Below are 23,934 nucleotides of genomic sequence, written 5' to 3'. Positions count from 1 at the left end.
GAATGTGAGAGTATTCCAGAACCATTGAGCCAGCACGCTGTAACGAAGCAGGACCATGACCACATTCAAGCCCCGCGAGACCCTGACCGAACAGGTCGCACGCCACATTGAAAACCTCATCGCCTTTGGCCAGCTTCGCTCCGGCGAGCGAATATATGAAAGCGCCATGGCGAAACAGATGGACGTCAGCCACGGCTCGATCCGCGAGGGTTTACTGTTGCTGGAAAAACGCCACCTGGTGCAGAACGTTCCCCGCAAGGGGGCCTTCGTCACGCCGCTGGATGAGTTTTTCGTGCGGAGTCTCTACGAGGTGCTGCAACTGTACCTGACCCATACCGGTCGCAAGCTGGTTCGGCAGTGGCAACCCGCTGACATGGACAAGCTCGAATCCCTGTATCAGCGAATGAAAGCCTGCCACGACAACAATGATCTGCTGGTGTTCCTGGAGCTCGGCATCGAATATACCCAGGCATCGCTGGCCTATGCGGACAATTATTTCATTGTGTCGGCCATTGAGGATCTCTGGCCGTCAGCCAAGCGCTGTGCCTTTGTCGCTTTTCAGCGTGGGGGTAATCGTGTGCTGGAGGACAACCTGCAACACGTGCGTGAATCCATCGATGCCATCCGCGACCACGATGAGGAACGTATGGCGGATATCCTGGCAAAGTACGCCGAACAGCAATGCCAGCAGGTTCTTGAAGCCATTGGCACTACCCCTGCCACCGCCTGACCCTTCCCTGTGCCTGGCCGGTCAGTCAAACAGGCGGGTAAACGAAAACCCCAGGCTCAGGTAGGCGCTCCAATCGTCCTCATTGTTGTAGGCCGTGGCAATCTGAAGGGGCCCCAGAAAGGATTCAACCCCGGCAAACACGCTGGCTGAGTGCAGCAGATTGTTCCAGCGGGCATCCCCCAGCGAGGACCAGGCATTCCCGGATTCAAAACCCACCCCGGCAAACCAGGGTACGAAGGGCCCCCCAAACTCCTGCCGGGCAAAGACACTGGCAAGGACAGCATCCTCACCGGCGACCTCACCCTGACTGTAAGCCGACAAGCGACGAAACCCGCCCAGCAACACCGAGTTCTCGATCCCGGCCACACCCCGGGTCACGGTATTGGCGAACAGTAAACCGGTGAGGCTTGTCTTGTGCCAGCTTGCCGTGCCCAGAGCCATGACCCTGACCGAATCAAAGTTACGGTCAGAGCCCAGGCCCGGGCGCTCAAACCGGCCGCGGATACCGGCAAAACCGCCAGATTCGGGAAGGAAGGTGTCGTCCAGGGAATCGTGGACCAGCCGCAGGCTGAGGCTGCCACTCTGGATTGAGTCGGACGGCGCCACCGGTTGTCCGACCTGCTCGTCGACAGTGGCATCCCCCCGCTGGTACTCAAGGCGGATTTCACCGTTGACCCCCAGCTCGGTTCCCAGGGAAAGGTCGACCTGGCGGCTGGTAATATCCACCTCGGTAATACGCTCGCCGTCGCCATCGAACGCACTCAGGCTCTCCCGGGAGTATTCCCCTCCCACCGTCAGGAACCGCCTGAACCCGTAATCCAGGGGCTGGAACCATTCAGTCCGGACCCATGGCTGGGTACCCAGCTGAAGTCCGGTTGCCCACTCGCCACCCAGGGAATTGAGGCCGGTCATACGCAGCGACGCCGCCAGATTGAAGCGGGTTTCGTTCTCGAAGTTGTCTTCGTAGTTCAGGCCGAAGGCGAGGTAGTTCGGTCCCCAGCTTTTTTCCCGGACCCGGATGACAAGATCGGTTCCGCCCGTCTCCGACGGCACCAGGGAATAGGAGACAGTCTCGTAGTAACCGAGTCCATAGATACGCTTGAGATCTTCCTCAAGCGCATCCATATCCAGTGGCTCGCCGGTTTCCTGGCGTATACGCTGGCGCAGGAAACTACCTCCCAGACGGGAATGATCATCAAAGCGCACGCCAGTGATCAGGCCCGGACTGAATGAGTGTCCCAACACCCGGCTGCGGTAGCGGTTCCATTGAGCGTCACTCACACTCAGATGGCGAAGCTCGCCGGCATGTTTTCGGGCACCGCTGGCACCAAGTTCGAACAGCGCAAGCGCTTCGTAGAAATCCGACGATGACAGGCCTTCCAGGTCCGGCCGGATCAGTATGTCCCGGTCAGTCAGCAACTTCAGTTGCTGTTCGGTATTCTGCTGCGTCATCATGGTGGTGAGCTGACCAACCACCGAAAAGGCCTCCCGAATCTCGTCCCGTTCCAGCAACGGATCGGTAATGTCCACGGCGATGATGATCTCGGCGCCGAGATCCCTGGCCACACTGACCGGCAGGTTATTGGCTACGCCGCCGTCCACCAGCAGCCGCCCGTCCAGCGCAACCGGGGCATAGACACCGGGAACGCTCATGCTGGCACGAATCGCCTCGGACAGATTCCCCTTGCCGATGACCACCTGCTCCCCGGTCTCCAGATCCGTGGCAACCGCACGAAATGGAATCGCCAGCTTGTCAAAATCTTCCACCAGGGAGGCACTGCGGGTGAGTTCGTTGAGAATGAAGCCAAGGTTCTGGCCGGCAATAAGGCCGCCACCCAGATGAAGCCCATCCGTGCGCACACCCAGGCCCGGTGCCACAGGAAAGCGCCAGTCCTGGCTCTTGCGCCTGACAGGTTTGTAGGCGCGGCCGGGGTCATCGCGAAAGCTCGACACCCAGTCCATATCGATGAAACGTTCTTCGATTTCATGAACGTCCATACCGGAAGCATAAAGGGCACCAACCGCGGAGCCGGCGCTGGTGCCCACCACGATATCCACCGGTATCTTCAGTTCTTCCAGCACTCGCAGCACACCGACATGGGCCATGCCCTTGGCGCCACCACCGCTGAGTACCAGCCCTACCTTTGGCCTCCCTGCATCGGCCAGTGCCGGCATACTGGCCAGCACTACAACCATCAGAACCAGTAATCTCAATGCCGACATCATCCCGCCTGTAGTTTATTGGTCGTCCGTGCGGTCTTCGTCTGCCAGCGACAGGTGGGATACATCGGGTACGACCGGTGGCGGCAGGTCTCGCTTGACGCCCAGTTCGGTGCCAGGGGGCGCCAGCGTCCAGTCGTCCAGGTGCTGGAACATGGGGGCCGGAGCCTCCCGGTGTTCCTCAAGGGTTACGCCGACCGGATCAAGTGTCAGCGCCGATCCGGACAGAATCGAGTCAACTTTCTCACCCGCCACCCGCAAGCGATCACCCGGCTCCACGGCCACGGATGACGCCGGTTTGCCCGCAGCAGACGCAGGCTCAGCCTGTTCTGGTGCGGCTTGCACAGGTGCCTGTTCGGGCTGCACCTGTGCCCGGGGCTCGGTGCCTGGCGCCGGACGGGAGGGCGGAGGTGGCGCTGCACCTTCCATTGGCTGCACGTAGGCCACCATACCGTGTTTTTGCAATACAGCCCGGTATTTTTCCGCCTGTACCTCTTCCAGCTTGTTGCGGATAACCACCGGTTGACCGCTGAACATGCGGTCAACCTGTTCTACCGTGGCCTTGAACAGGTTTTTTGCATTACTACGGGCTGTCGCCGGGTCCGTCCCCGGCGTACACTCACCTCTGAAAACGAGCTGGAACATGATCCTGCCTCTTACTGCATCTGTTTTTAATCATAATAGTTGATCCTGGCGGGCTGCGGAAACTTGCAGCTATCTGTCCAGTGTTTCGGCAAACTGCAAACAATTGAAAAATGTGTGCATAAATCACGCAAAATCGCCGGGACTCTGTAATAATGATCAGTAACTAAATGTTACACATGCTTACAAACCTCCACGGACTCACATCACAGGAGTGACTCCATGCCCATCAGAAGCTTTACCGGCGCTTTTGCCCTGTTGCTCGCCATGATCCTGCAGCCCGCAGCAGCCAGCAATCTGGACCTTCTGCTGAGCGGGATTTTTCCGGACCAACAGGCCACCTACATCGGCTATGAGAGTATCGAGCGGGAGGATATACCCATGACATCCCATATTGAACGCAAGTACCTGGTGGTGGACTTCCGCTTCAAGTCCGACCCGGCCAGCGACCAGTTACAGGCCAGTGTCCACAAGGTCTGCATGGCGCTTCTGAAAGACCGGGAACTGATCCGGTCCCTGTCCGATTCCGGTTACGACATGGTCGCCGTCGCCTTTGACCGACAGTCCCAGTACGACTGTCTCTGAAGCGGCCTTACTGATCCCGGCCCAGCAGGCGTGGAAATGCATCCAGCGCACTGTTCACCGAATCCAGATTGAAAGCCTCAACATCTGCCAGCAGCTTCTCGCCGTAACGGGTAACAGAGGGCGACCGGAAGCGCTTGCCCCATTCCAGCAAGCGCATGGCAAAGTCTCGCATCTGTTCCGGGTCGCCGCTTTCCCGTACGGTTTCCCATTCGTTCCCGAAATCCCTGGCCAGCTGCTCCCGCAGCCAGCCACGCTCCTGCATGCTCAGGGTCTGCGCCAGCAAACGCTCTGACTCTTCCGGCGTGCCCTCCTCCTCGGCCTGCTCCTCTGTCACTGCGACCCGGGGCAGGCTGACGGTAAAGGTGGAGCCTGCCCCCGGCTCACTTTCAACCTTCAGCTCGCCCCCCATCATTCGTACCAGCTTGCGGCTGATAGCCAGGCCCAGGCCGGTGCCCCCGTAACGCCGGCTGTTCTGTCCTTCCTGTTGTTCAAAGGCTTCGAAAATCTGGTCCTGTTGATCCGGGGGAATACCAATACCGGTATCCGCAACCGTAACTACCAGGCGATACCATTTGCGCTTGTCGGTGTCGCCATCCCCGGCAGGTTCATCACCCGCGGATTTGTGGGCTGTGGCGGTGGCACGTACGGTCACACCGCCCTCATGGGTAAATTTGATAGCGTTACCCACAAGATTGAACAGCACCTGACGCAGCCGGGTTTCATCCAGCATCATCGCTGCCGGCATTCTGGAATCAACACTGACCTCGAGTGATATCCCCTGCTCGGTCGCCCTCAGATCAAATATATGCCGTACGTCACTCAGCAGGCGGCGCACGGACACCGCCGAATAGTCCAGCCGCATTTTCCCCGCCTCGATGCGGGAAAGATCAAGGATATCGTTGATCAGCATCAGCAGGCTGCGACTGCCGGCACGAATGGCATCCAGATAATTTCTTTGCTGGGGGTCCTTCACCGTGTTGCTGAGCAGATCGCTGTAGCCGATGACCGCATTCATCGGGGTGCGGATTTCATGGGACATATTGGCGAGGAATTCGCTCTTGGTCAGGCTGGCTGCCTCTGCCTCCCGCGCAAGGCGCTCTGCTTCCAGTTTCGCTGCCCGCAACTCGTCTTCACTTCTGCGCAAGGCATTTTCCGACCGGATTCTTTCGTCCACCTCCCGCGACAGCTTGCGGTTCCAGTACAGGAAAATCAGCACTACCACGATAGCAATCAGCACAATCCGGCGTACCACGGTGTAATCCGTTTCCTGCTCGATATCCAGGTGAATCCAGCGGTTGTAGATAGACTCGGTTTCAGCAGCATCCAGGCTGCCCAGGGCCTTGTTCAGGATGCGCTGCAGTTCCGGCCGGTCCTTGTCGACGGCGAACCGCAGCTCGTATTGGTAAGGTGTAATGCTGGTGATCCGCAGATTTGAAAGCCCCAGCCTGGCCACCGTGTAGCTCACCGCCGGGATGTGCGTCACCATCACATCAAGATCACCATTGGACAATGCCAGCAGCCCTTGCTCAATGGACTTTACCGGGTAGAGGTCGAGGTTGGGATGGTTGATCAGCAGGTAATCATGCCCGGCCTGACGACTGACCACACCTACTTTTTCATCCCTGAGCTGCTGCAGCTCACCAATAAAACGCCCGTCATCGCGGATCGCCAGGGCAATGGGCACCGTCAGATAGGCACGGCTGAAAAGGAATTCCTCCTCCACCCTGGGCGTTCGCGACAATGCCGGCAGGATGTCCACATCCCCGGAATGCAGAGCCGCTTCGGCATTGGCACTGTCGGACATCACTTCGCGACTGAAACGGATATTGAGCTTTTCTTCCAGACGGGTAACCAGATCCGGCACCAGCCCGGTGGGCTGACCATCCTGGGTGAACTCGAACGGCGGCCAGTCTGGCCGGAAGGCCAATGTCAGATCGGAATGACGCTTGAGGAATTCAGTTTCGCTGGCAGACAGTGAGATGGCGGTTGGATCCTGCTCGGGTATCTCCGTTTGCAGCCAGGACTGGCGAATGGTCCGATGCTCATTGTGGTCAATGGCGAGAACGGCCTGGTTGAGAACCCGGTAAATCTGGTCTTCGCCCGCGTTGACTTCAAGTACCGCGTCCACGGACTGATGGTTCAGCAATGTGGCCATCCCCACTCCGTTCACCATGGCGGACTGGAGGTAATCGGAAACCACCGGTACCGGCCCGAGGAAGGCATCGGCCTGGCCGGACAGAAGCATACTGACCGCTTCACTGACACTGGCTACGGGTACCGGAGAGAGACGGTCGACCGGATCCAGCAACGCAAACTGATTGGGATCGTTGGTAATCAGTGCAATGCGTGCGCCTTCAAGGTCAGCCAGTTTGCGGATGCCGGCATCCCCGGAATGGACAAAAATACCATAGGTCAGACTCATCAGTGGCGACGATACGGCAACATCAGACGGCGCCGGTTGTCGGGCCAGGCGGGTGGTCAGCCTGGCATCCAGCGTGCCGTCCCTGAGCCATTCCTCCAGCTGCGCCTCGTCGCCTGCAACCGGTTCAACGGGCACCTTCAATTTGTCCGATATCCGGTTGAGGTAGTCGATGAATATGCCGGCCAGCTCCCCCTCCCCGGTATCGAACGCCAAAGGCACCTGGGAGGCACGGACGCCAATGCGGAAGGCGTCACGTTGCTGCAGCCACTGCAGGTCTTCATTGCCCAGAACCGGCGCCGGCGAGGGCTGGGGTGGCTCTGCGGCAGACATACCGGAAACCAGAAGGCAGCTGACTAGCAACAGAAAATAAAAGGCGCCCCTCACTGGATATCCTCACCGGTTTGGCTACAGTTCAGGGAACCATACCCGTAAATTCTTCTGATTGCATTCAGCGGCTTACCCGCTTTATCGTAAGCAGACCCGCAGTCATCGACCAAACGGGGACCGCCCCGGGGAGAACCATTACGATGGACACCAGCAACCACACGTTCAGGGCCCTGTTTGAGCAGCTTGGTATGCCCGCTGACAAACAGAGCATCGAGGATTTCATTGCGAAACACTCACCTCTTCCTTCCGAGATTGCGCTGCAGGATGCGCCCTTCTGGTCCGAAAGCCAGTCCCAATTCCTTGAAGAAGGCCTGGAAGACGACTCCGACTGGGCAGAAATTATTGATGAGCTGGATGCGCTGATGCGTCACTGATGACCACCTTGTCGCGTCCCGAGTCCTTGGCCAGATATAGTGCTTTGTCTGCGCGATCAAAAACGTCATCCTCGTCATCTCCTTCAACAAATTCCGCAAGCCCGGCGGAAAAGGTGACAGACACAGGGTCACCCCGGAAATGGAACGGCAATGCCGCGATGTGCTTGCGCATGCCGTCGAGGACCGAGCTGGCGATATCCGGTGGCGTCTCTGGCATCAGAACCACAAATTCCTCGCCACCAAACCGGGCAATGAAATCCGTTGTTCTCAGCCGGTCACTCAGGGCCTTGGCCACCAGTTGAAGGACCCGGTCACCAGCCTTGTGGCCGTAGGAATCGTTGACCCGCTTGAAGTAATCAATATCGAGCACACCGACTGTCAGGGGGTGACGGTATCGTTGCCAGCGTTGGTACTCAAAGGCAAGGCGCTCCTGCCACGCCTCCCGGTTGGGCAACTGGGTGAGGACGTCCCTCAACGCCTTCTGACGTTCTTCTGCCAGCTCTTCCCGCACCTGTTCCGAGTGTGTTTCAACCGCCGCCAGTTTTTCGTGCATCAATTCCAGCTGTTGTGACAGGTTCTTCTCACGTTCGGTCTCATGAGTGCGGAAGCGTTCAACAGCGCCACTGATCGACTCCAGATGCTGCCCTACTGAAGCCTTCAACTGGTCGAAATCGGCACTGGACTCGACCTGTTCACCAAGTGTCTCCAGCTCATCACGGATTTCACGATCCAGCGCTTCGGAGGCATTGAGGCGCCCGGTCTGTGCAGCGGCCTGGTCGGAAAAACACTGCCGCAATGACTCCAGCCGCTCATCCAGCCGGCGAAGAAAGGCTTCAAATTCCCTCTGGCTGCGGGTAACGGCAGCAATCACCAGCTCCGCGACACCGTTGAGGCCCTCACGTAATTCATCCCAGTTGTCACTGTTAAGCAGTGACTCCTGAAGCCGCCTGGCCCTGGCTTCGGAGGCCGGCTCCAGGGCTACCTGACCCAGCATGTGCCCGAGCAACTCGCCAACCCGCCGGGCAATTCTCAGGCGCTGATTGGCCTCTTCCACGCCACCCTGGTCCAGCTCAGATTCGTCCCGGCATGGTTTGTCAGACTCACTATCGGCGCCCCCTTCCGTTGTCGTCGGCCGGAAATCTCGGGAACCGAACAGTCGGCCCAATACGCCTGGCCTGGCCGCCTGCTCTCCGGTTTCCGCCAGCCCGCCCGCCAGCGCTCTCTCCAGAACGACAGCAAAGTCCGACAACCAGTCGGTATAATACACTTGCAGCGTTTCCGGTTTATGGAGTCGTTTTTCCAGATCCTTCAGTCGATCCTTGCTGCCGGCAAACAGGGAGCTGGAGCGAAGCCCGGTCAGCAACTGTTCAAGGGTCGCCCTGGTCCGGCGTGCAGATTCGGCCTTTTGGTCGTCGAGTTCAGATACCTGGCGATCGATCCGGTCCTGCAGCTTGTGCCAGCTCCCGGAATCGGGAGAGGCCTTGCGCAATTCGCTGCGCAAACCTGCAAGCAACCGGTCCAGCTCCGGATTCTGTCCCTCGGAGGCCAGGCTGGTACGAACCAGCATTCGCTGCAGCTGATTTCTTTCACTCTCCCACTGCGACTCGCGCTCTTCCGATTGTTCAAGCGCCTTCAGGTACTTTTCCTTCCAGGGCGAATCCGATGACATTTAGCTCTCCCTGCCTTTCTTCCGGTCACGGCGGGCCCGGGGATGGCTCTGGTCGTAAACCTTTGCCAGGTGCTGGAAATCGAGATGAGTATAGATCTGTGTCGTCGCTATGTCGGCATGGCCCAGCAATTCCTGCACCGCCCGCAAGTCACCACTGGATTCCAGCATGTGACTGGCAAAGGAGTGCCGTAAAAGATGAGGGTGCAAACGCTGGTCCGCTCCTTTCGCCAGGCCCCACCGGCTCAGCCGGGACTGGATGCTGCGGGTGCTCAGCCTGTCTCCACGCCGGCTTACATACAGGGCGCTCTCACCGTCAGGTGCTATGGCCTGCCGCACTTCGAGCCAGCGGCCAAGCGCCTCAAGCGCCTTACGCCCCACGGGGAGGATACGTTCCTTGCTGCCTTTGCCCAGCACCCGGACTTCTCCGCCACGAGGGTCCAGCGAGTGCAGGTTCAGACCGGCCAGCTCGGACAACCGCAGGCCGGATGAATACATCAATTCAAACATGCTCAGGTCACGAATTTCCAGCGGATCGTCAGGGGTGGCATCGAGCAGATGGTTAAGCTGGTCGACGTCCGCCACCTTGGGCAGACGACGCCCCGCCTTCGGGGCGCGGATATCCAGGGCCGGATTATCAGTGGCCAGGTGTTCCCGCAACAGGTATTCGTAAAAGCGCCGTATCGCGGACAGGTGACGGGCGATACTGCGCCCCCCGAGCCCTTCCCGGCTCAACTGGGCGACGTAGCGCCGCAGCTCATGGCTTGTCACAGCCCGCCAGGCGGGGGATGGCTGTTGTTCTACCCACGCGAGGAAACGTTTGAGGTCGTCACAATAACTGCTGCAGGTGCGCGGTGAGTGCCGTTTTTCCGATGCCAGGTAACGCAAAAAACCTTCCAACGGCTCCGAGAGCGCCGCAACCGGAGCCCTCTCACCAACAGCGAGCGTCATACTCAGCGAGACTCCGCCACCACGTCAGTCACCGGCACCGCAGCGGTATGTCGCTGCAGGATGGGTGGCAGCAGCCGGCTGAGAGTATCGCTGATATAGGTCAGGAACAGTGAACCCATGCTCTGGTCGAAATACCCGGTTTCACAGCTGCCAACCGCGAACACCCCAACCAGTTCGTCAGTTCTTAGAGGCACCAGCGCTACTGAAGCAATCGGCTCTTCCCGGTCAGGAAACAGGAAACTGCGCTCACTTTCACGGAACTGGCCACACACCGCGCGATCGCCCTCCAAAAGGCCACCCAGGCGGGCTTTTGCCACTTCCGGCGCGACCACATGCAGGGCACCCTGTGCTGCGGTTGGTAGCTCGGAATCGGTGAACAGAATGACTGACGCCGCATCCAGGCCGAAGTCGCCACGAATACTGTCATCAATCGCCGCCGCCATGTCATTCAGGTTGCGGGCCTCGATCACCTGCATCAACAGCCGTTTGCTTTTCTCGAACAGCCGGTCGTTATGACGGGCAATGGAGACCAACTCGACCAGCTCGCGGCGGAGGGTATCTCGCTGCTCACGGAACAGGTGCACCTGACGCTCCACCAGCGATATCGCGCGGCCGCTGTCATGGGGCAGTGTCAGGCTCCGCAGGAGTTCGTCCTGTTCAACAAAGAAGTCGGGGTTGTCCCGCAGATAGTCTGCGACGGCTTCCGGGCTGAGCTCTCCGGCCTTCTTGTGGGCCGTTTGGTCTGTCATGCTGCTCTCCTGATAGTCAGGGCTTTGATGTAACCGGCTGGCGATGGCGATTCTGCTGCCGTTGATGCCCCGGCCTTGTATCGCCCTGCCGCGTACTTCTGCGACGTCGAGGGGGCTGGTCTCCCGGCAGGCGAAGCTGACCTTCGAACACGCTGGACGTGGGGCCCTCCATCATAACAGGGGACCCTTCACCCTGCCATTCAATGACGAGGTGGCCGCCTTTCAGCTCTACATCCACCCGGTTGTCCAGCAGGCCGCGCAAACAACCCGCAACAACAGCCGCACAGGCACCGCTGCCACAAGCCATGGTTTCACCGGAACCGCGCTCGAATACCCGCAGCCGGGCGTGAGTGCGATCCACAATCTGCAGAAAACCGATATTGGCCCGCGCGGGAAACCGGGGATGGTTCTCCAGCCGGGGGCCGAGTTCACCCACCGGCGCAGTGTCCACATCATCCACCACCAGCACCCCATGGGGATTGCCCATGGATACGGCGCTGAGCTCCACGATTTCACCACCCACTTCCACCGTATAGACATCCTTGCGACGGTCGGCGGCAAAAGGAATGGCCGGGGGATTCAGCTCCGGCACGCCCATGTCCACTGTCACCATACCGCCACGGCCGACCCTGAGTTCAATCACGCCCTTGGCGGTCTGTACCCGGATCACCTTCTTGTTGGTCAGGCGCTGATCGCGGACAAAACGGGCAAAACAGCGGGCGCCATTGCCACATTGTTCCACTTCTGAACCGTCGCTGTTGAAGATCCGGTAACGAAAGTCCACATCCGGCAGACCCGGGGGTTCAACCACCAACAGCTGGTCGAAGCCGATGCCAAAGTGCCGGTCGGCAAGCTCGCGAATCGTTTCCGGGCGCAGGCGGAACGGCTGGCTGATGGCATCCACCACCATGAAGTCGTTTCCCAGACCGTGCATCTTGGTAAAATTGAGCATGGAGCCCTGCCCGCGTCGAGGCTGATTCATAGCATCATCCTCATTCATTCCGGCAAACAGCTTTCAGGACCAAGCTGCTCTTCCAGGGTTTCCCGGCGGCGCACCACGTGCACCTGGTCGCCATCCACCATCAGTTCCGGAGGGCGATTGCGAGTGTTGTAGTTGGAGCTCATGACAAAACCATAGGCGCCAGCGGAGCGGACCGCCAGCAGATCCCCGGCCTGAAGTCGCAGTTTGCGATCCTTGCCCAGAAAATCCCCGGTTTCACACACCGGCCCCACCAGGTCCCAGGCTTTCTCCTCGCCGTCTGTGCGGGGTGTCACCGGTATGATCGACTGCCAGGCGCTATAGAGGGCAGGCCGGATCAGGTCGTTCATCGCCGCATCAATGATGGCAAAATTGCGATGCTCGGTGCACTTGAGGAATTCCACCCGCGTCAACAGGATACCGGCGTTGGCCGCGATGGAGCGGCCCGGCTCCATGATCAGTTCCAGTTTCCGCGTGCCGAGACGTTCCGACAGCGCCGTGACATAGTCCGACGGCTGTGGTGGCTGCTCCCGGTCGTAGGTAACACCCAGGCCGCCGCCCATGTCCAGATGGCGGATAACGATGTTCTTTTGCGCCAGGGTGTCTATCAGCACCAACACCCGGTCCAGAGCATCCAGGAACGGTGTTACCGACGTCAGCTGAGAACCGATATGGCAATCCACGCCCTGTATGTCGAGGTTGGGCATGGCGGCGGCGCGCTCATAGACCGCAGGTGCTTCAGCGATATCGATCCCGAACTTGTTTTCTTTCAGGCCCGTGGAAATGTAGGGGTGAGTCCCTGCGTCCACATCGGGATTCACCCGCAGGGACACCGGAGCCCTGACGCCAAGCTCACCCGCCACTTCGTTGAGCCGGTCCAGCTCGGTGTCGGATTCCACATTGAAACAGCGAACTCCGGCCTCAAGCGCCTGCCGCATTTCCCAGCGCTGCTTGCCCACCCCTGAGAAAACGGTTTTTGCAGGATCGCCACCGGCGCGAATCACCCGCTCCAGCTCTCCGGCGGAGACGATATCGAAGCCCGCACCAAGCCGCGCCAGCACATTCAGCACAGCCAGGTTGCTATTGGCCTTGACGGCATAACAGACCAGGTGGGGGCGGCCTGCCAGGGCATCATCATAAGCGTGATAATGACGCTCCAGAGTCGCACGGGAATACACATAAGCGGGCGTCCCGAAGCGATCGGCAATGGTAGCCACCGGTACATCTTCGGCGTACAGCTCGCCATTACGGTAGTTAAAGTGATCCATGGATATCCTGAGTCTGTTGATGGGGCAGCCGGCCGACCCTAGCGGTCACCGGTGTCATCGCTACGGCTCTGTTCGCTGTCGCTTGCCTGCTCGGAAGCCGTGTTGTTATCGGAAGGTACTTCTCGGTACAACGGCCCTTTCTGACCACAGCCCGCAACAAACCCGGCCATAACCAGCAGGAAGATGATTGTCTGTCCTGGTTTCATGGCTAACTGCCCCTGTTTTCTGTATGGGCGAAGTATACCTGAGTGGGACCGTGCCCGGCGAGATGCCAGAGGTACTGAATGAGTGGCGTTAAAGGTGCTGATTCAGGGCATTTTCCAGCTCTGACCGGTAATACAGGTACTGAATGGTCTGAATGTCCTGCTGATAGACCTGGGGGTCGAGGTCATGGGGCAGGTGAATATCGGTCAGATACACCGGATACCGCTCCGGGCTGTGACGGAGGGAGCGAATATAGTGGGCCACCGCCGGAATCAGCTGATTGCCATATTCCTGCACGGTGAACTCCTGGTCGCCACAGAAAATGTCAAAACGAACCCGGGAATCCCCTTCCTGAATACCGATCGCCTGCACTTCAAGCCCGGGCAGCGGTACGTTGCTGTCTGCATCGGGACGCCGCTCGGCATGCCACTGGCCGTCCCGAAGTACCATTTCATAGCATTGGGTGCCGCCAATATCCGCCACTGTCTCGAGCTGCCTTAACTGCCGCCGCTCAGTCAGGTTCTCCAGGAATCGCAGCAACGGCACCAACAGATAGCGGCGATTGACATACCCCTGCTGCCAGGAAAAAACAGACCCCAGTTCATCCACCACCCAGACACGGGCCTTGTCACCACTCAAGCGGTAAAACACCTGAATATTGCCTGACTCGCTGGCATGGCAGACCGTTCGCAACGGCAGGTCTGTCAGCAGGGCATGGCGGTCAAACACCACCGGAACATAGGATTGCTGGGGCTTGGCCAGGTAGTCCATCAGGGCTCCGGTGCTGTCCAGCGCCACAAACCCGGGCTCGGTCCCATTGAACCGCAGCACAAAAAACCGCCGGTCCATCTCGATGACATAGCGCAGCGGGTGAGGCCCCAAGCCACCGGCAAAAAAGTGGCGCATGACGTCGGTGAAGAGCTCCTTCACCCGGCGGGCGATGGTGGCACCGTGCCCTTTGTTGTGGCTGTGAACCATGATTTCCGGCAGCCGGTCCGGTGCGCCCGCCACCGAAGCCAGTACATTTTTCAGGCACTGGATCAGGGTGTCGCCGGCCGCATAATGTTGCAGACTGACCTCGTGCCAGCTGTTGAAGGTAACCTGGTCAATGGTGTTCACCAGATTTTCCCGGCCGCCGCTGAAGCCCAGCGAATCGTGCCGGGCGCTGAGTTTGTGCAGTCCCCGTTCGGTCAGGTGGGCCTGCGGATCCAGCCCCACATTGACGAACAGTAAATTCCGCAACGGATGCACGCCCCGGGACAGGGCCTCCCGGCCAGCCGGTTCGACAGGAAACGGCAGAAACGAACCCAGGGCGTCCAGCATTTCCCGCATCTCCGCCACCGACGCCGTACTGGTGCCGCCACGCACATTGAGACGGGTAGATCGACTCAACAGGCCATTGCAGTAGCACCAGACCATCAGTTCTGTCAGGTTTCCGGAACGGCGAATCACCGGCTGCCAGAACGCATCGGAAGGATCTTCCAGATCCCGGTATAACAGCCAGCCGTCATAACCGGCTGCCCCACCCTGCTCTGACTGATGATGGAAAGCCAGATTCTCTTCCGCCAGGGAGGGCGCCAGCCCGGGATTGATCTGCTCAATCTTGCCGGCCTTGCGCTGGAACGCGGCATAGAGCTTTCGCCCCAACAGATTCATATCGTTGCTGCTGATGGCGGCACGAGTGCCGTGATCCCGGGCCAGTCGGGACAGCAGGCGGTAGCTGTGGGTGAGTTCCGCCACCACGGCCCTGCGCAAGGTCACAACGTCCTCAGCGCGCCAGCGGACCCGGTTATCCAGATTCTCGATTTCCGCGGCGGACCAGCCCCAGTTATCAACCAGCGACTGAAGCAGGCCGGTTCGCCAACCGGAGACCAATTGGGCAGAGCGGGTCAGCGGCAGCCCGGCTTTCAGGTAGAGGCTCTGCCGCACCAGCGCCAAGCGCTCAGGGGCATCTTCTTCCAGCAGCCACAGCTCCAGGCGCTCGTAAAGCAATATATAGGGATCGAGCCGGTCAGGATCGGTTTGTCCGGCATAGATCGCCGCCTTGAACACCCGGGACAACAGCGGCTGGTGCTCCCCCCGGGCATAACACTCGATCAGCAGCAACTTGAGAATGGACTTCCAGGGCGCATCAATGCCCTTGTACAACTGCCAGACACCGGCACCGAGAAATTCTTCCTGCGGTATCGACAGCGCCGGTCCGAAATCAATGTACTCATCGCCACGGATAAAGCGGCAGTCAATCAACTGCCGGGCACATTCGTCATAACGGCCTTCGTCTTCAACCGGAACCAGCCACCACAACGGGTAGCAGCCACCCAGGTGGATGCTGGTGCGATAGAACTCGTCCAGCAGAAGATAATGCTGTGCACTGCCGCAGTTTTCGCCAGTGACCTCGGCGCGCTGGCGCCCGGTCCGCCAGTCTGCGGCGGAGAAAACAAACACATGAAGCTCCACACCCAGCGTTGACGCCCAGGCCGCAAGGCTCTCTGCCTTACGCTCGAGACAACGCACCCCGCGTTCGGGCAGGTCCGCGCGATGACACAACCAGATATCCAGGTCGCTTGCCACCGAGTGCCCCAGTGTACCGGGGCTGCCCATCAGGAACAGGGCCTCCAGGTCCGGCTTGCGTCGCCCTTCGTCCTTGAGCGAGAAGGTCCGCGCAAGTCGTCTGGCAGCGTTCAACGTGGGCTCTGTGGGCCGGTAGTGGCTCAGTCCATAGGGGCAGTCGCTGTCGAGGTAACCGGGAAGCGCAGGATGGTTGAGATGAAACACCAGCGGCAGTACTTCCAGAGCCACTTGCTGACGATAGGTCAGTGCTGAGCGGGCGCGCTCCCAGCGATGCTGATTAACGGCCATGAACCGGTCCCGCAGCCGGCGCAGCGTTTTTCGGTCGATACCCTCGTCAAAATCCAGGGCAATAGGAGCGGTATGGACGGTCACGGCGACTCCGCGGGAGAGGTTCTTTCCGATGTCATTATCAGTATGATGAACGCATCGTGGCAAAACCGGCAAAAAAATAAAAGCGGGACTACTTTATAACACTTCTTGTAACACCCCGCGGCAAGACTGGCTGAGGTTATTGTGTCGTGAAAGAATTCTTTATCCGTCGAGACCGCTCCGACGCGCCTCCGGGCATCGAGCGCCGAACCCTGATCCGCATTGACGATGAGGGCGTGATTGTCTCTGCCGACCATCATGCTGAGTCGGTGCTGGGTTACGACGCCAGCGAGCTGGAAGGGCACAAAGTGCAATGCATTCTGGCCGCCCGCCAGGACGATCCGTTCGCCCCGGCTCACCGCCATCGCATCGAAAACGGCGAATCGATACTGATCACCTTCCGCCACAAAGAAGGTTTCTTCTTCACCGCCGGCCTCAGCCTGCGCATGGATATCCGTGATGCGGACCAGGCTGCGAGCGCCTGTATCAGCCAGCGTGACCACTCCCCCATTGACCATCGCCTGATACGGCTGATGGAAACCTCGGGCGATCTTGGCCTGTGGGAACTGAACATCAACAGCAATGAAATGACCTGGACAGATGGCATGTACCAGTTGCTGGAGTTACGGTCCGGCAGCGAGATCACGCCGGAACAGGCGCTGTTCTATTGCCAGTCCAGCCAGGGCCGTATCCGCGCCCGCATCCGGCGATGCATCCGCAGCGGGCAGCCCTTCTCCCTGACCCTGGACCTGCTGACCGCCAGGCAGAACATACGCCAGGTCAAGCTGACCGGTCGCGCACTGAAAACCGGCGAACGGATTCAGCGCCTGGGGGGCACCCTCGTTGACCAGACCCGCGAACGACGCCAGCACCTGGCGCGCAAACAGGCGGAACAGTTGCTGGGGGCCACCATCGATGCCACCAGCGATCTGGTGGTGGCGGTGGACCGTGCACTGAACCTGCTGCACTTTAATCGGGCCTTCAGTCGCCAGTTCGAACTGACCTTTGGCCAGATTCCGGAACGGGGCAACAACCTCAACAGCCTGTTGCAGGACTACCCCAACGAACGGCGACTGATCGAACGGCTATGGGCCAGGGCCTTTGAGCGCGACAGTTTTGTCGTGGAAATGCCCATGGCCCAGCAACACCGGGAGCTGCCCCTTTACGAGATTCATTACCAGCGGCTGACCAGCGAGCAGGGCGAAGTCCTCGGCGCGGTGCACGTGGCCCGCGATATCAGCGACCGGCTGCAGAGCTCCTCCAGCAGCGAGTACCGGATCCAGCATGACCCTGTGACGGGCCTGATGAATCGTAAAGCCTTTCTGGCCCGCCTGCAGCGTACTCTGGAGCAGAAATCAAGGCGCGAGGGTAGCAACAGCCTGCTATACCTCGATCTGGATGGCTTTGATCACTTCAATGAGATTGCCGGCAGCGGCACCTGTGACCGCTATCTGCGCGAGCTGGCCGGCAACCTGGGCGTCAAGGTACGGCAGCGGGATGCACTGGCAAGACTGGCGGGCGACACCTTCGCACTGCTGATCGAAAACTGCCCCGAGGCGCGTGCCCGCAAGATTGCCGACAGCATCCTTGAGCTGATTGGCGGCTTTGTCTTCCACTGGCAGGACAAACAGCTGCAGACCACGGCCAGTGGTGGCCTGCTGTTCATGGACGACGATTCGCCAGGCGACCCGGAACAATTACTGACCCAGGCCGCGGACCTGTGCCACACCGCAAAAACCTCCGGGCGCAACCGTATTCATGCCGCCCAGGCCATGTCACAGTCCATGGACGAAGGCGCCACTAATGTGGTCCTGGACAGGCTCCGGCAAGCGCTCGATAACGGGCACGTTCAGCTTGAGTTCCAGTCACTGCGACCAGTGGCCAGCGTCACCTGGGGTGACCACATTGAAATCCTCACCCGGATACCCGGCGAGACTCCCGAAAGCCCACCGCTGACCCCGGATGCCTTCCTGCCGGTCGCAGAGCGGTTCGATCTCGCCAAACGCCTCGACCGCCAGGTCATCCGCCAGACCCTGGCCTGGCTGGAGCAACACCGGCTGATGGAACCACGTCTGAAGTACTGCGGTTTCAACCTGTCCCTTGCCAGTGTGCTCGACGACACCTTTGCGGACTTTATGGAAGCGGCACTCAAAGACTCACCCTATGCCCCCGAGTGCTTCTGCCTGGAAATCCGCGAAGCCCACGCCACCCAGTATCCGGACGATGTCGCCGTGCTCTGCGACACCCTGCACCGCATTGGTTGCCGGGTGGCACTGGATGGCGCTGGCGCCTCGGTAGAGAGCTACAGCCTGGCGGCGAAGCTGCCGGTGGACATCATCAAGCTGGACCACAAGATCATGCAGCACCTGAGCGATGACCCGGTGCAACAGGTGATGGTGGAAGCACTGCACAAGATCGCGGCAGCCTCGGGCAAGATGACCGTGGCGACCTTTATCGAGAACGACGACACCCTGCGCAAGGTACGCACCCTGGGCATCCATTATGGCCAGGGCTTCCGCCTCTACCGCCCCCGCCCCCTGGAGGAGCTGACACCGGCAGAAGTCACCCTGACCACGGGGAAAATCGGCGGCTGAGATTCGCTGACTAGAGTGCCTTCCGCGCGCGGGCCACAGCGGCACGCACCTGGTTGGGCGCGGTACCGCCGAGGTGATCACGTGCCTGCACCGAACCTTCCAGGGTCAGTACATCGAACACGTCCTCACCGATAACATCGGAGAATCGCTTCAGCTCGTCAGTGGTCATTTCTGACAGATCACGACCTTCGGCCACACCAAAGGCCACTGCCTTGCCCACAATCTCGTGAGCATCGCGGAAGGCCACGCCCTTCTTGACCAGGTAGTCCGCCAGATCGGTGGCGGTTGAGAAGCCCCGCTTGGCCGCCACGCGCATGTTGTCTGCCCGGGCTTCGATGGCCGGAATCATGTCGGCGTAGGCTTTGAGACAACCCTTCACGGTATCCACCGTGTCAAACAGCGGCTCCTTGTCCTCCTGGTTGTCCTTGTTGTAGGCCAGCGGCTGGCTCTTCATCAGGGTCAGCAGGCTGATCAGATGCCCGTTCACCCGGCCGGTCTTGCCGCGCACCAGCTCTGGCACGTCCGGATTCTTCTTCTGGGGCATGATCGAGGATCCGGTGCAGAAACGGTCCGGCAGATCGATGAAATCAAACTGTGCGGAGGTCCACAGCACCAGTTCTTCGCTGAATCTCGACAAGTGCGTCATCAGCAGGGCCGCGAAGCTGCAGAATTCGATGGCAAAGTCCCGGTCGCTGACGGAGTCCAGGGAGTTCTCGCTGGGCCGGTCAAAGCCCAACAGTTTTGCGGTAATGCTGCGGTCAATCGGGTAAGTGGTCCCGGCCAGTGCAGCGGCACCCAGGGGCATCACATTCACCCGCTTGCGGCAGTCCTGCAGGCGCTCGGCGTCCCTGACCAGCATTTCATACCAGGCCAGAAGATGGTGGCCGAAAGTAACCGGCTGGGCGGTCTGCAGGTGGGTGAACCCGGGCATGATCGTCTCCGCCTCACGCTCGGCCAGGTCCAGCAAACCGGCCTGCAGGCGCCTGAGTTCTTCGGCAATGACATCGATTTCATCACGCAGGTACAGGCGGATGTCCGTGGCCACCTGGTCATTACGGCTGCGACCGGTATGCAGCTTCTTGCCGGTAATTCCGATGCGGTCCGTCAGCCGCGCTTCGATGTTCATGTGCACGTCTTCCAGGCTCACCGACCATTCGAACGTGCCTGCCTCGATGTCGGCCTTGACGGCTTTCAGGCCCTCGATGATGGTGTCACGCTCTTCGATGGTCAGCACGCCCACTTCCGCCAGCATGGTGGCGTGGGCAATGGAACCGGTAATATCGTGGTGATACAGGCGCTGGTCAAAGCCCACGGACGCGGTAAAACGTTCCACGAAGGCATCGGTGGGTTCGGTAAAACGACCGCCCCAGGGTTTCTCGGCGCTCTTGTTCTGATCCGTCATGGTCTATCTTTCCTGCTGACAGCCCGGCATCATTCTGCGGGAATGGGTAAATGGAGTGTCGCGGGATTATAGCATTCTGCAGCCGACAGTTGCCCTCCCGATTCACGAACAGGGATTCAGGAACAGGTTCAATGGCAGCACGACAAAACAGGGAGACCTCGGCAAGGGAAGCTCCAGTCAGCGACTCCGATTTCTATGTGCCGGACCTGTGCCGGGTGCGGGCCGTTTTCATGCTGGTGGTGACCAGCGAACTGCTGGTGCTGGTGTTGTCCATCGTTCAGGCCCAGAGTCACTGGATTGACTGGAACTATTTCGGCCTGCTGTCGCTGTTCGTGCAATGGACCGTCCTCACCAGTGCCGCCCTGATCTGCCTGCTGCGGCGCTGGCTCTCAGGGCTGAACGTTCCCCGCGCCACTGCCGTGATTGTTGCCATCGTGTTGCTGGACGTGCTGGCTTTCAGCCTCTTCGCCGACAGCGTGCTGAATCCCCGGCCCGGTATGGAAGCCTGGCAGGGCGTGGCCAAGAAACTGTTACTGGCGCTGCTGATCACCCTGATGGTACTGCGCTACTTCTACCTGCAGTTCCAGTGGCAGCAGCAGCGGGAATCGGAAATGCAGGCGCGGCTGACGGCCCTGCAGGCGAGGATTCACCCCCACTTCCTGTTCAACAGCATGAACACCATTGCCAGCCTGATATCGGTAAACCCGGAAAGGGCCGAAGACGCTGTGCTCGATCTGTCCGAACTGTTCCGCGCCAGCCTCCGTAACGGTGACCGCCTGATCGCCCTGGCTGATGAACTGGACCTGTGCCGGCGCTACCTGGCCATCGAAAAGCTACGCCTGGAAGACCGGCTGACACTGGACTGGCATATTGAGGACGGTCTGGACCAGCAGGCCATTCCTCCCCTGACCCTGCAGCCTCTGGTGGAGAATGCCATCTATCACGGTATCCAGCCCCGGCCGAACGGGGGTACCGTGAAGGTTGAGGGCTACCGCAAGGGGCCATTTGTCTATCTGATGGTGCAAAACCCTCGCCCCGCCCCCGACCAGGGCGGCCACGACGGCAACCGCATGGCGCTGGCCAACATCCAGTCCCGCCTCCACGCCCTGTTCGGCGAGCCCGCGGTACTGAAACACAGCCACCAGAATGATATATATACCGTCACTCTCCGTCTGCCCTGGCAGAAGGCGAGTGGCAATGCCAACCCGGGATAAGGAGTGAACAGCCGCCTATGGCCGATGCAAACAGCCGCAGTATATTGATTGCCGATGACGAGCCCCTGGCCCGGGAACGCATCCGCAGGCTGGTGGAAGCCATGCCAGGCTATGACGTGTGTGGCGAGGCTGGTGACGGTGAAGGGGTGCTGGCAAAAATCGCGCAGCAGGCACCCGATATCCTGCTACTGGACATCCGCATGCCGGGCATGGACGGTATGGAAGCCGCGGAGCGAATTGCGACACTGGAAGCACCACCGGCCATTATCTTCTGCACCGCGTATGACCATTACGCCATCCAGGCATTCGATGTGCCTGCAGTGGCCTACCTGCTCAAGCCGGTTCGTCGCGAGGCCCTGGCAGAGGCATTGAAGCGTGCCGGCCGGGTCAACCGGGTGCAACTGCAGGCGCTGGCAGCAAAGGAGTCAGGCACGGATGAACAGATTGCGGTTCGCACCCACCGCGGCACCGAACTGGTCGATATCCGGGCAATCCTCTACTGCGAGGCCGACCAGAAATACGTCACCATCCACCATGTCCGTGGCGAGACGGTGACCGATTACACCCTGAAAGAACTGGAAAGCACTTATCCACAACACTTGCTGAGAATTCACCGCCACACCCTGGTTGGCGTGCGGTTTATCCAGGCCCTGCTGAGACGCGGTGACGGTCAGAATTTTATCGACCTGACGGACAATCACGGCCAACTGCCCGTAAGCCGGAGGCACACGGCCTCGGTCCGGCAGTGGTTAAACGAGCACCGCCCCGGGTAGCCCTTCCGTCAACGCAGGAGTGCGACATTCGGCTCCACAATTGGCCCCACAAAGGGTACCCTTGGCGTACCATTTTTCAGATCCGGCAACGAGCAACATGTCAAAACGAACCCTTCGCATCGCAACCCGCAGCAGTGCACTGGCACTGTGGCAGGCGGAATTCATCAAGTCCGAACTGGAACGGCTCAATGACAACATTGAGGTTGAACTGGTCAAGATCAAAACCCAGGGCGACAAAATCCTGGACGTACCGCTGGCCAAGATCGGTGGCAAGGGCCTGTTCGTCAAGGAACTCGAAGAGGCCATGCTGGCAGGTCAGGCGGATCTGGCCGTGCACTCCATGAAGGATGTACCCATGGAGTTCCCTGAAGGTCTCGGCCTGGTGGCTATCTGCGAACGCGAAGATCCCACCGACGCCTTCGTCAGCAACGACTTTGAGAACGTGGATGCACTGCCCCACGGCGCTGTCGTGGGTACCGCCAGCCTGCGCCGGGAGGCCCAGCTTCGTGCCTATCGGCCGGACCTGGAAATCCGCACCCTGCGCGGCAACGTCAATACCCGTCTGGCGAAGCTGGATGCCGGCGACTACAACGCCATCGTACTGGCCAGCTCCGGGCTCAAACGCCTGGGCTTCCATGAGCGTATCCGCTACTGCCTGCCGGACAGCGTCTCTCTGCCCGCCGTGGGCCAGGGCGCACTGGGTATTGAGTGCCGGCTGGACGATGCCGAGCTGATCAGCATGCTGGAACCCCTGGATCACCGAGACACCTCGGATCGCGTCAAGGCGGAGCGGGCATTGAACCGTCGCCTGCAGGGTGGCTGCCAGGTGCCTATCGCCGCGTACGCCCTGCTGGAAGACGATGACACCCTGTGGCTGCGAGGCCTGGTGGGCGCCGTTGACGGCACCAAGGTGTTCCGGGTGGAAGGCCGCGCCCCCCGAAGCGAAGGCGAACGCCTGGGTCGCGAGCTGGCAGAAGACCTGCTCGCCCTGGGCGCAGACAAGGTACTGGCTGACATCTATGGCCACACCCCGACCTGATTCCATGCTGCTTGAGGGCCGGCGGATCCTTATCTGCCGGCCGCAACCCGAGGCAGACCGTCTCGCCGCCAGCTTCCGCGATGCCGGCGCCGATGCGCAGGTATTGCCGCTGATTACCCGGGAACCTCTTCCGGAAGACCCTGCTACCCGCACGCTCATCCTCAACCTGGATGAATTCTCCCATGTGATTGCCGTCAGCCCCTATGCCGCCAGCCTGCTGCTGGAATGGCTGGATACCTGGTGGCCGCAAACGCCTGAAGGCATACACTGGTACGGCGTCGGGGCAGGAACCGCTGCGGTGCTGGCCAGCCATGGCCTGGATACCCGACAGCCGCAAACCGGCCATACCAGCGAAGATTTGCTACAGTTGCCAGAGCTGGCCACGCTGGACCATGAGAAAGTTCTGGTGGTGCGGGGCCAGGAAGGCCGCGAACTGATTCCGCAAACCCTGGAACAACGGGGCGCGCGGGTCACCATGCTGCCACTTTATCACCGGTATTGTCCCGACTATGATGAAGCCACGCTGAGAGCGATGCTGAATGACTTTTCCCCCGAGGCCATCGTCACACTGTCGGGAGAAACATTGAACAATCTCATCGCACTAAGTGAAAATACCGGCCATAATCTTGAAGATACTTTGCTGGTTGTCCCCGTCGAGCGGATTGCCGAACAAGCACGTCAGGCCGGCCTGCGGCGAACGTGCATACCAGGAAGCCTTGCCGATAGCACAATTGTGGCTGCAGTTGCCGAGCAACTTGCCAGCCTGGACGGTGGCTCCGGAAACACCAAGTAAGG

General features: G+C 60.0%; 19 protein-coding genes. 8 read left to right on the top strand and 11 right to left on the bottom strand.

From position 1 onward, the window contains the following. Nucleotides 1-55 precede the first annotated feature (55 nt). Complete coding sequence (locus FDP08_RS15785) at nt 56-730, top strand: GntR family transcriptional regulator (protein ID WP_137437075.1); 675 nt, start codon at nt 56-58, stop codon at nt 728-730. Nucleotides 731-751: 21 nt separating this feature from the next. On the opposite strand, the gene FDP08_RS15780 is transcribed toward FDP08_RS15785, so the two are convergent. Together FDP08_RS15780 and FDP08_RS15775 are read right to left on the bottom strand one after the other, a co-directional pair. Next, nucleotides 752-2,953: a patatin-like phospholipase family protein gene (locus FDP08_RS15780; protein WP_228263328.1), complete on the bottom strand. Its 2,202-nt coding sequence runs from the start codon at nt 2,951-2,953 to the stop codon at nt 752-754. 15 nt (nt 2,954-2,968) lie between these two features. Then, nucleotides 2,969-3,595: a hypothetical protein gene (locus FDP08_RS15775; RefSeq protein WP_137437073.1), complete on the bottom strand. Its 627-nt coding sequence runs from the start codon at nt 3,593-3,595 to the stop codon at nt 2,969-2,971. Nucleotides 3,596-3,814: 219 nt separating this feature from the next. On the opposite strand from FDP08_RS15775, the gene FDP08_RS15770 reads away from it, so the two are divergent. After that, nucleotides 3,815-4,177, top strand: a complete 363-nt coding sequence (locus FDP08_RS15770; protein WP_137437072.1) for a hypothetical protein — start codon at nt 3,815-3,817, stop codon at nt 4,175-4,177. 7 nt (nt 4,178-4,184) lie between these two features. Here the strand turns inward: FDP08_RS15770 and FDP08_RS15765 are convergent, their stop codons facing one another. Beyond that, complete coding sequence (locus tag FDP08_RS15765) at nt 4,185-6,929, bottom strand: transporter substrate-binding domain-containing protein (RefSeq protein WP_137437071.1); 2,745 nt, start codon at nt 6,927-6,929, stop codon at nt 4,185-4,187. A gap of 197 nt (nt 6,930-7,126) precedes the next feature. Here FDP08_RS15765 and FDP08_RS15760 point away from each other — a divergent pair, with 197 nt between their 5' ends. Continuing rightward, the gene (locus tag FDP08_RS15760) at nt 7,127-7,360 is read left to right on the top strand and encodes a DUF2789 domain-containing protein (RefSeq protein ID WP_137437070.1); all 234 of its coding nucleotides are present in this window, start codon (nt 7,127-7,129) and stop codon (nt 7,358-7,360) included. Here FDP08_RS15760 and FDP08_RS15755 read toward each other — a convergent pair. The 7 genes from FDP08_RS15755 to FDP08_RS15725 all read right to left on the bottom strand — a co-directional run bounded on the left by FDP08_RS15755 (nt 7,326) and on the right by FDP08_RS15725 (nt 16,120). Continuing rightward, nucleotides 7,326-9,029 (bottom strand): GGDEF domain-containing protein, encoded by a 1,704-nt coding sequence (locus FDP08_RS15755; RefSeq protein WP_137437069.1) that lies wholly within the window; start codon nt 9,027-9,029, stop codon nt 7,326-7,328. The genes FDP08_RS15760 and FDP08_RS15755 overlap by 35 nt on opposite strands. Continuing rightward, the gene (xerC, locus tag FDP08_RS15750; RefSeq protein ID WP_137437068.1) at nt 9,030-9,977 is read right to left on the bottom strand and encodes a tyrosine recombinase XerC; all 948 of its coding nucleotides are present in this window, start codon (nt 9,975-9,977) and stop codon (nt 9,030-9,032) included. A 2-nt stretch (nt 9,978-9,979) separates the two neighbouring features. Then, nucleotides 9,980-10,726, bottom strand: a complete 747-nt coding sequence (locus FDP08_RS15745) for a DUF484 family protein (RefSeq protein WP_137437067.1) — start codon at nt 10,724-10,726, stop codon at nt 9,980-9,982. A 16-nt stretch (nt 10,727-10,742) separates the two neighbouring features. Then, complete coding sequence (gene dapF / locus FDP08_RS15740) at nt 10,743-11,708, bottom strand: diaminopimelate epimerase (protein WP_137437066.1); 966 nt, start codon at nt 11,706-11,708, stop codon at nt 10,743-10,745. Between the two features lie 14 nt (nt 11,709-11,722). Beyond that, nucleotides 11,723-12,973, bottom strand: a complete 1,251-nt coding sequence (lysA, locus tag FDP08_RS15735) for a diaminopimelate decarboxylase (RefSeq protein ID WP_137437065.1) — start codon at nt 12,971-12,973, stop codon at nt 11,723-11,725. Nucleotides 12,974-13,011: 38 nt separating this feature from the next. Beyond that, entirely contained in the window at nt 13,012-13,179 is a 168-nt protein-coding gene (lptM, locus tag FDP08_RS15730; RefSeq protein WP_137437064.1) for an LPS translocon maturation chaperone LptM, read from the bottom strand. 88 nt (nt 13,180-13,267) lie between these two features. Further along, entirely contained in the window at nt 13,268-16,120 is a 2,853-nt protein-coding gene (locus tag FDP08_RS15725; protein WP_137437063.1) for a class I adenylate cyclase, read from the bottom strand. Between the two features lie 146 nt (nt 16,121-16,266). On the opposite strand from FDP08_RS15725, the gene FDP08_RS15720 reads away from it, so the two are divergent. Next, on the top strand, nt 16,267-18,711 hold the full coding sequence (locus tag FDP08_RS15720; RefSeq protein WP_137437062.1) for an EAL domain-containing protein: 2,445 nt from the start codon (nt 16,267-16,269) through the stop codon (nt 18,709-18,711). A 10-nt stretch (nt 18,712-18,721) separates the two neighbouring features. Here FDP08_RS15720 and argH read toward each other — a convergent pair whose 3' ends face one another. After that, nucleotides 18,722-20,113 (bottom strand): argininosuccinate lyase, encoded by a 1,392-nt coding sequence (argH, locus tag FDP08_RS15715; protein ID WP_137437061.1) that lies wholly within the window; start codon nt 20,111-20,113, stop codon nt 18,722-18,724. A gap of 131 nt (nt 20,114-20,244) precedes the next feature. Between argH and FDP08_RS15710 the strand changes: the two genes are divergently transcribed. The 4 genes from FDP08_RS15710 to FDP08_RS15695 all read left to right on the top strand — a co-directional run bounded on the left by FDP08_RS15710 (nt 20,245) and on the right by FDP08_RS15695 (nt 23,932). Then, nucleotides 20,245-21,327 (top strand): sensor histidine kinase, encoded by a 1,083-nt coding sequence (locus FDP08_RS15710; RefSeq protein WP_137437060.1) that lies wholly within the window; start codon nt 20,245-20,247, stop codon nt 21,325-21,327. A 17-nt stretch (nt 21,328-21,344) separates the two neighbouring features. After that, complete coding sequence (locus tag FDP08_RS15705; protein WP_137437059.1) at nt 21,345-22,100, top strand: LytR/AlgR family response regulator transcription factor; 756 nt, start codon at nt 21,345-21,347, stop codon at nt 22,098-22,100. Between the two features lie 97 nt (nt 22,101-22,197). Further along, nucleotides 22,198-23,139 (top strand): hydroxymethylbilane synthase, encoded by a 942-nt coding sequence (hemC, locus tag FDP08_RS15700; RefSeq protein ID WP_137437058.1) that lies wholly within the window; start codon nt 22,198-22,200, stop codon nt 23,137-23,139. Then, on the top strand, nt 23,120-23,932 hold the full coding sequence (locus tag FDP08_RS15695) for a uroporphyrinogen-III synthase (protein ID WP_137437057.1): 813 nt from the start codon (nt 23,120-23,122) through the stop codon (nt 23,930-23,932). Before hemC ends, FDP08_RS15695 begins: the two co-directional genes overlap by 20 nt. The last annotated feature ends 2 nt before the right edge of the window (nt 23,933-23,934 follow it).

Origin of the sequence: Marinobacter panjinensis (assembly GCF_005298175.1) — a bacterium.
Taxonomy (GTDB): domain Bacteria; phylum Pseudomonadota; class Gammaproteobacteria; order Pseudomonadales; family Oleiphilaceae; genus Marinobacter; species Marinobacter panjinensis.
Note: the sequence above shows the minus strand (reverse complement) of the source record. Positions and strands in the feature narration are given on the sequence as shown.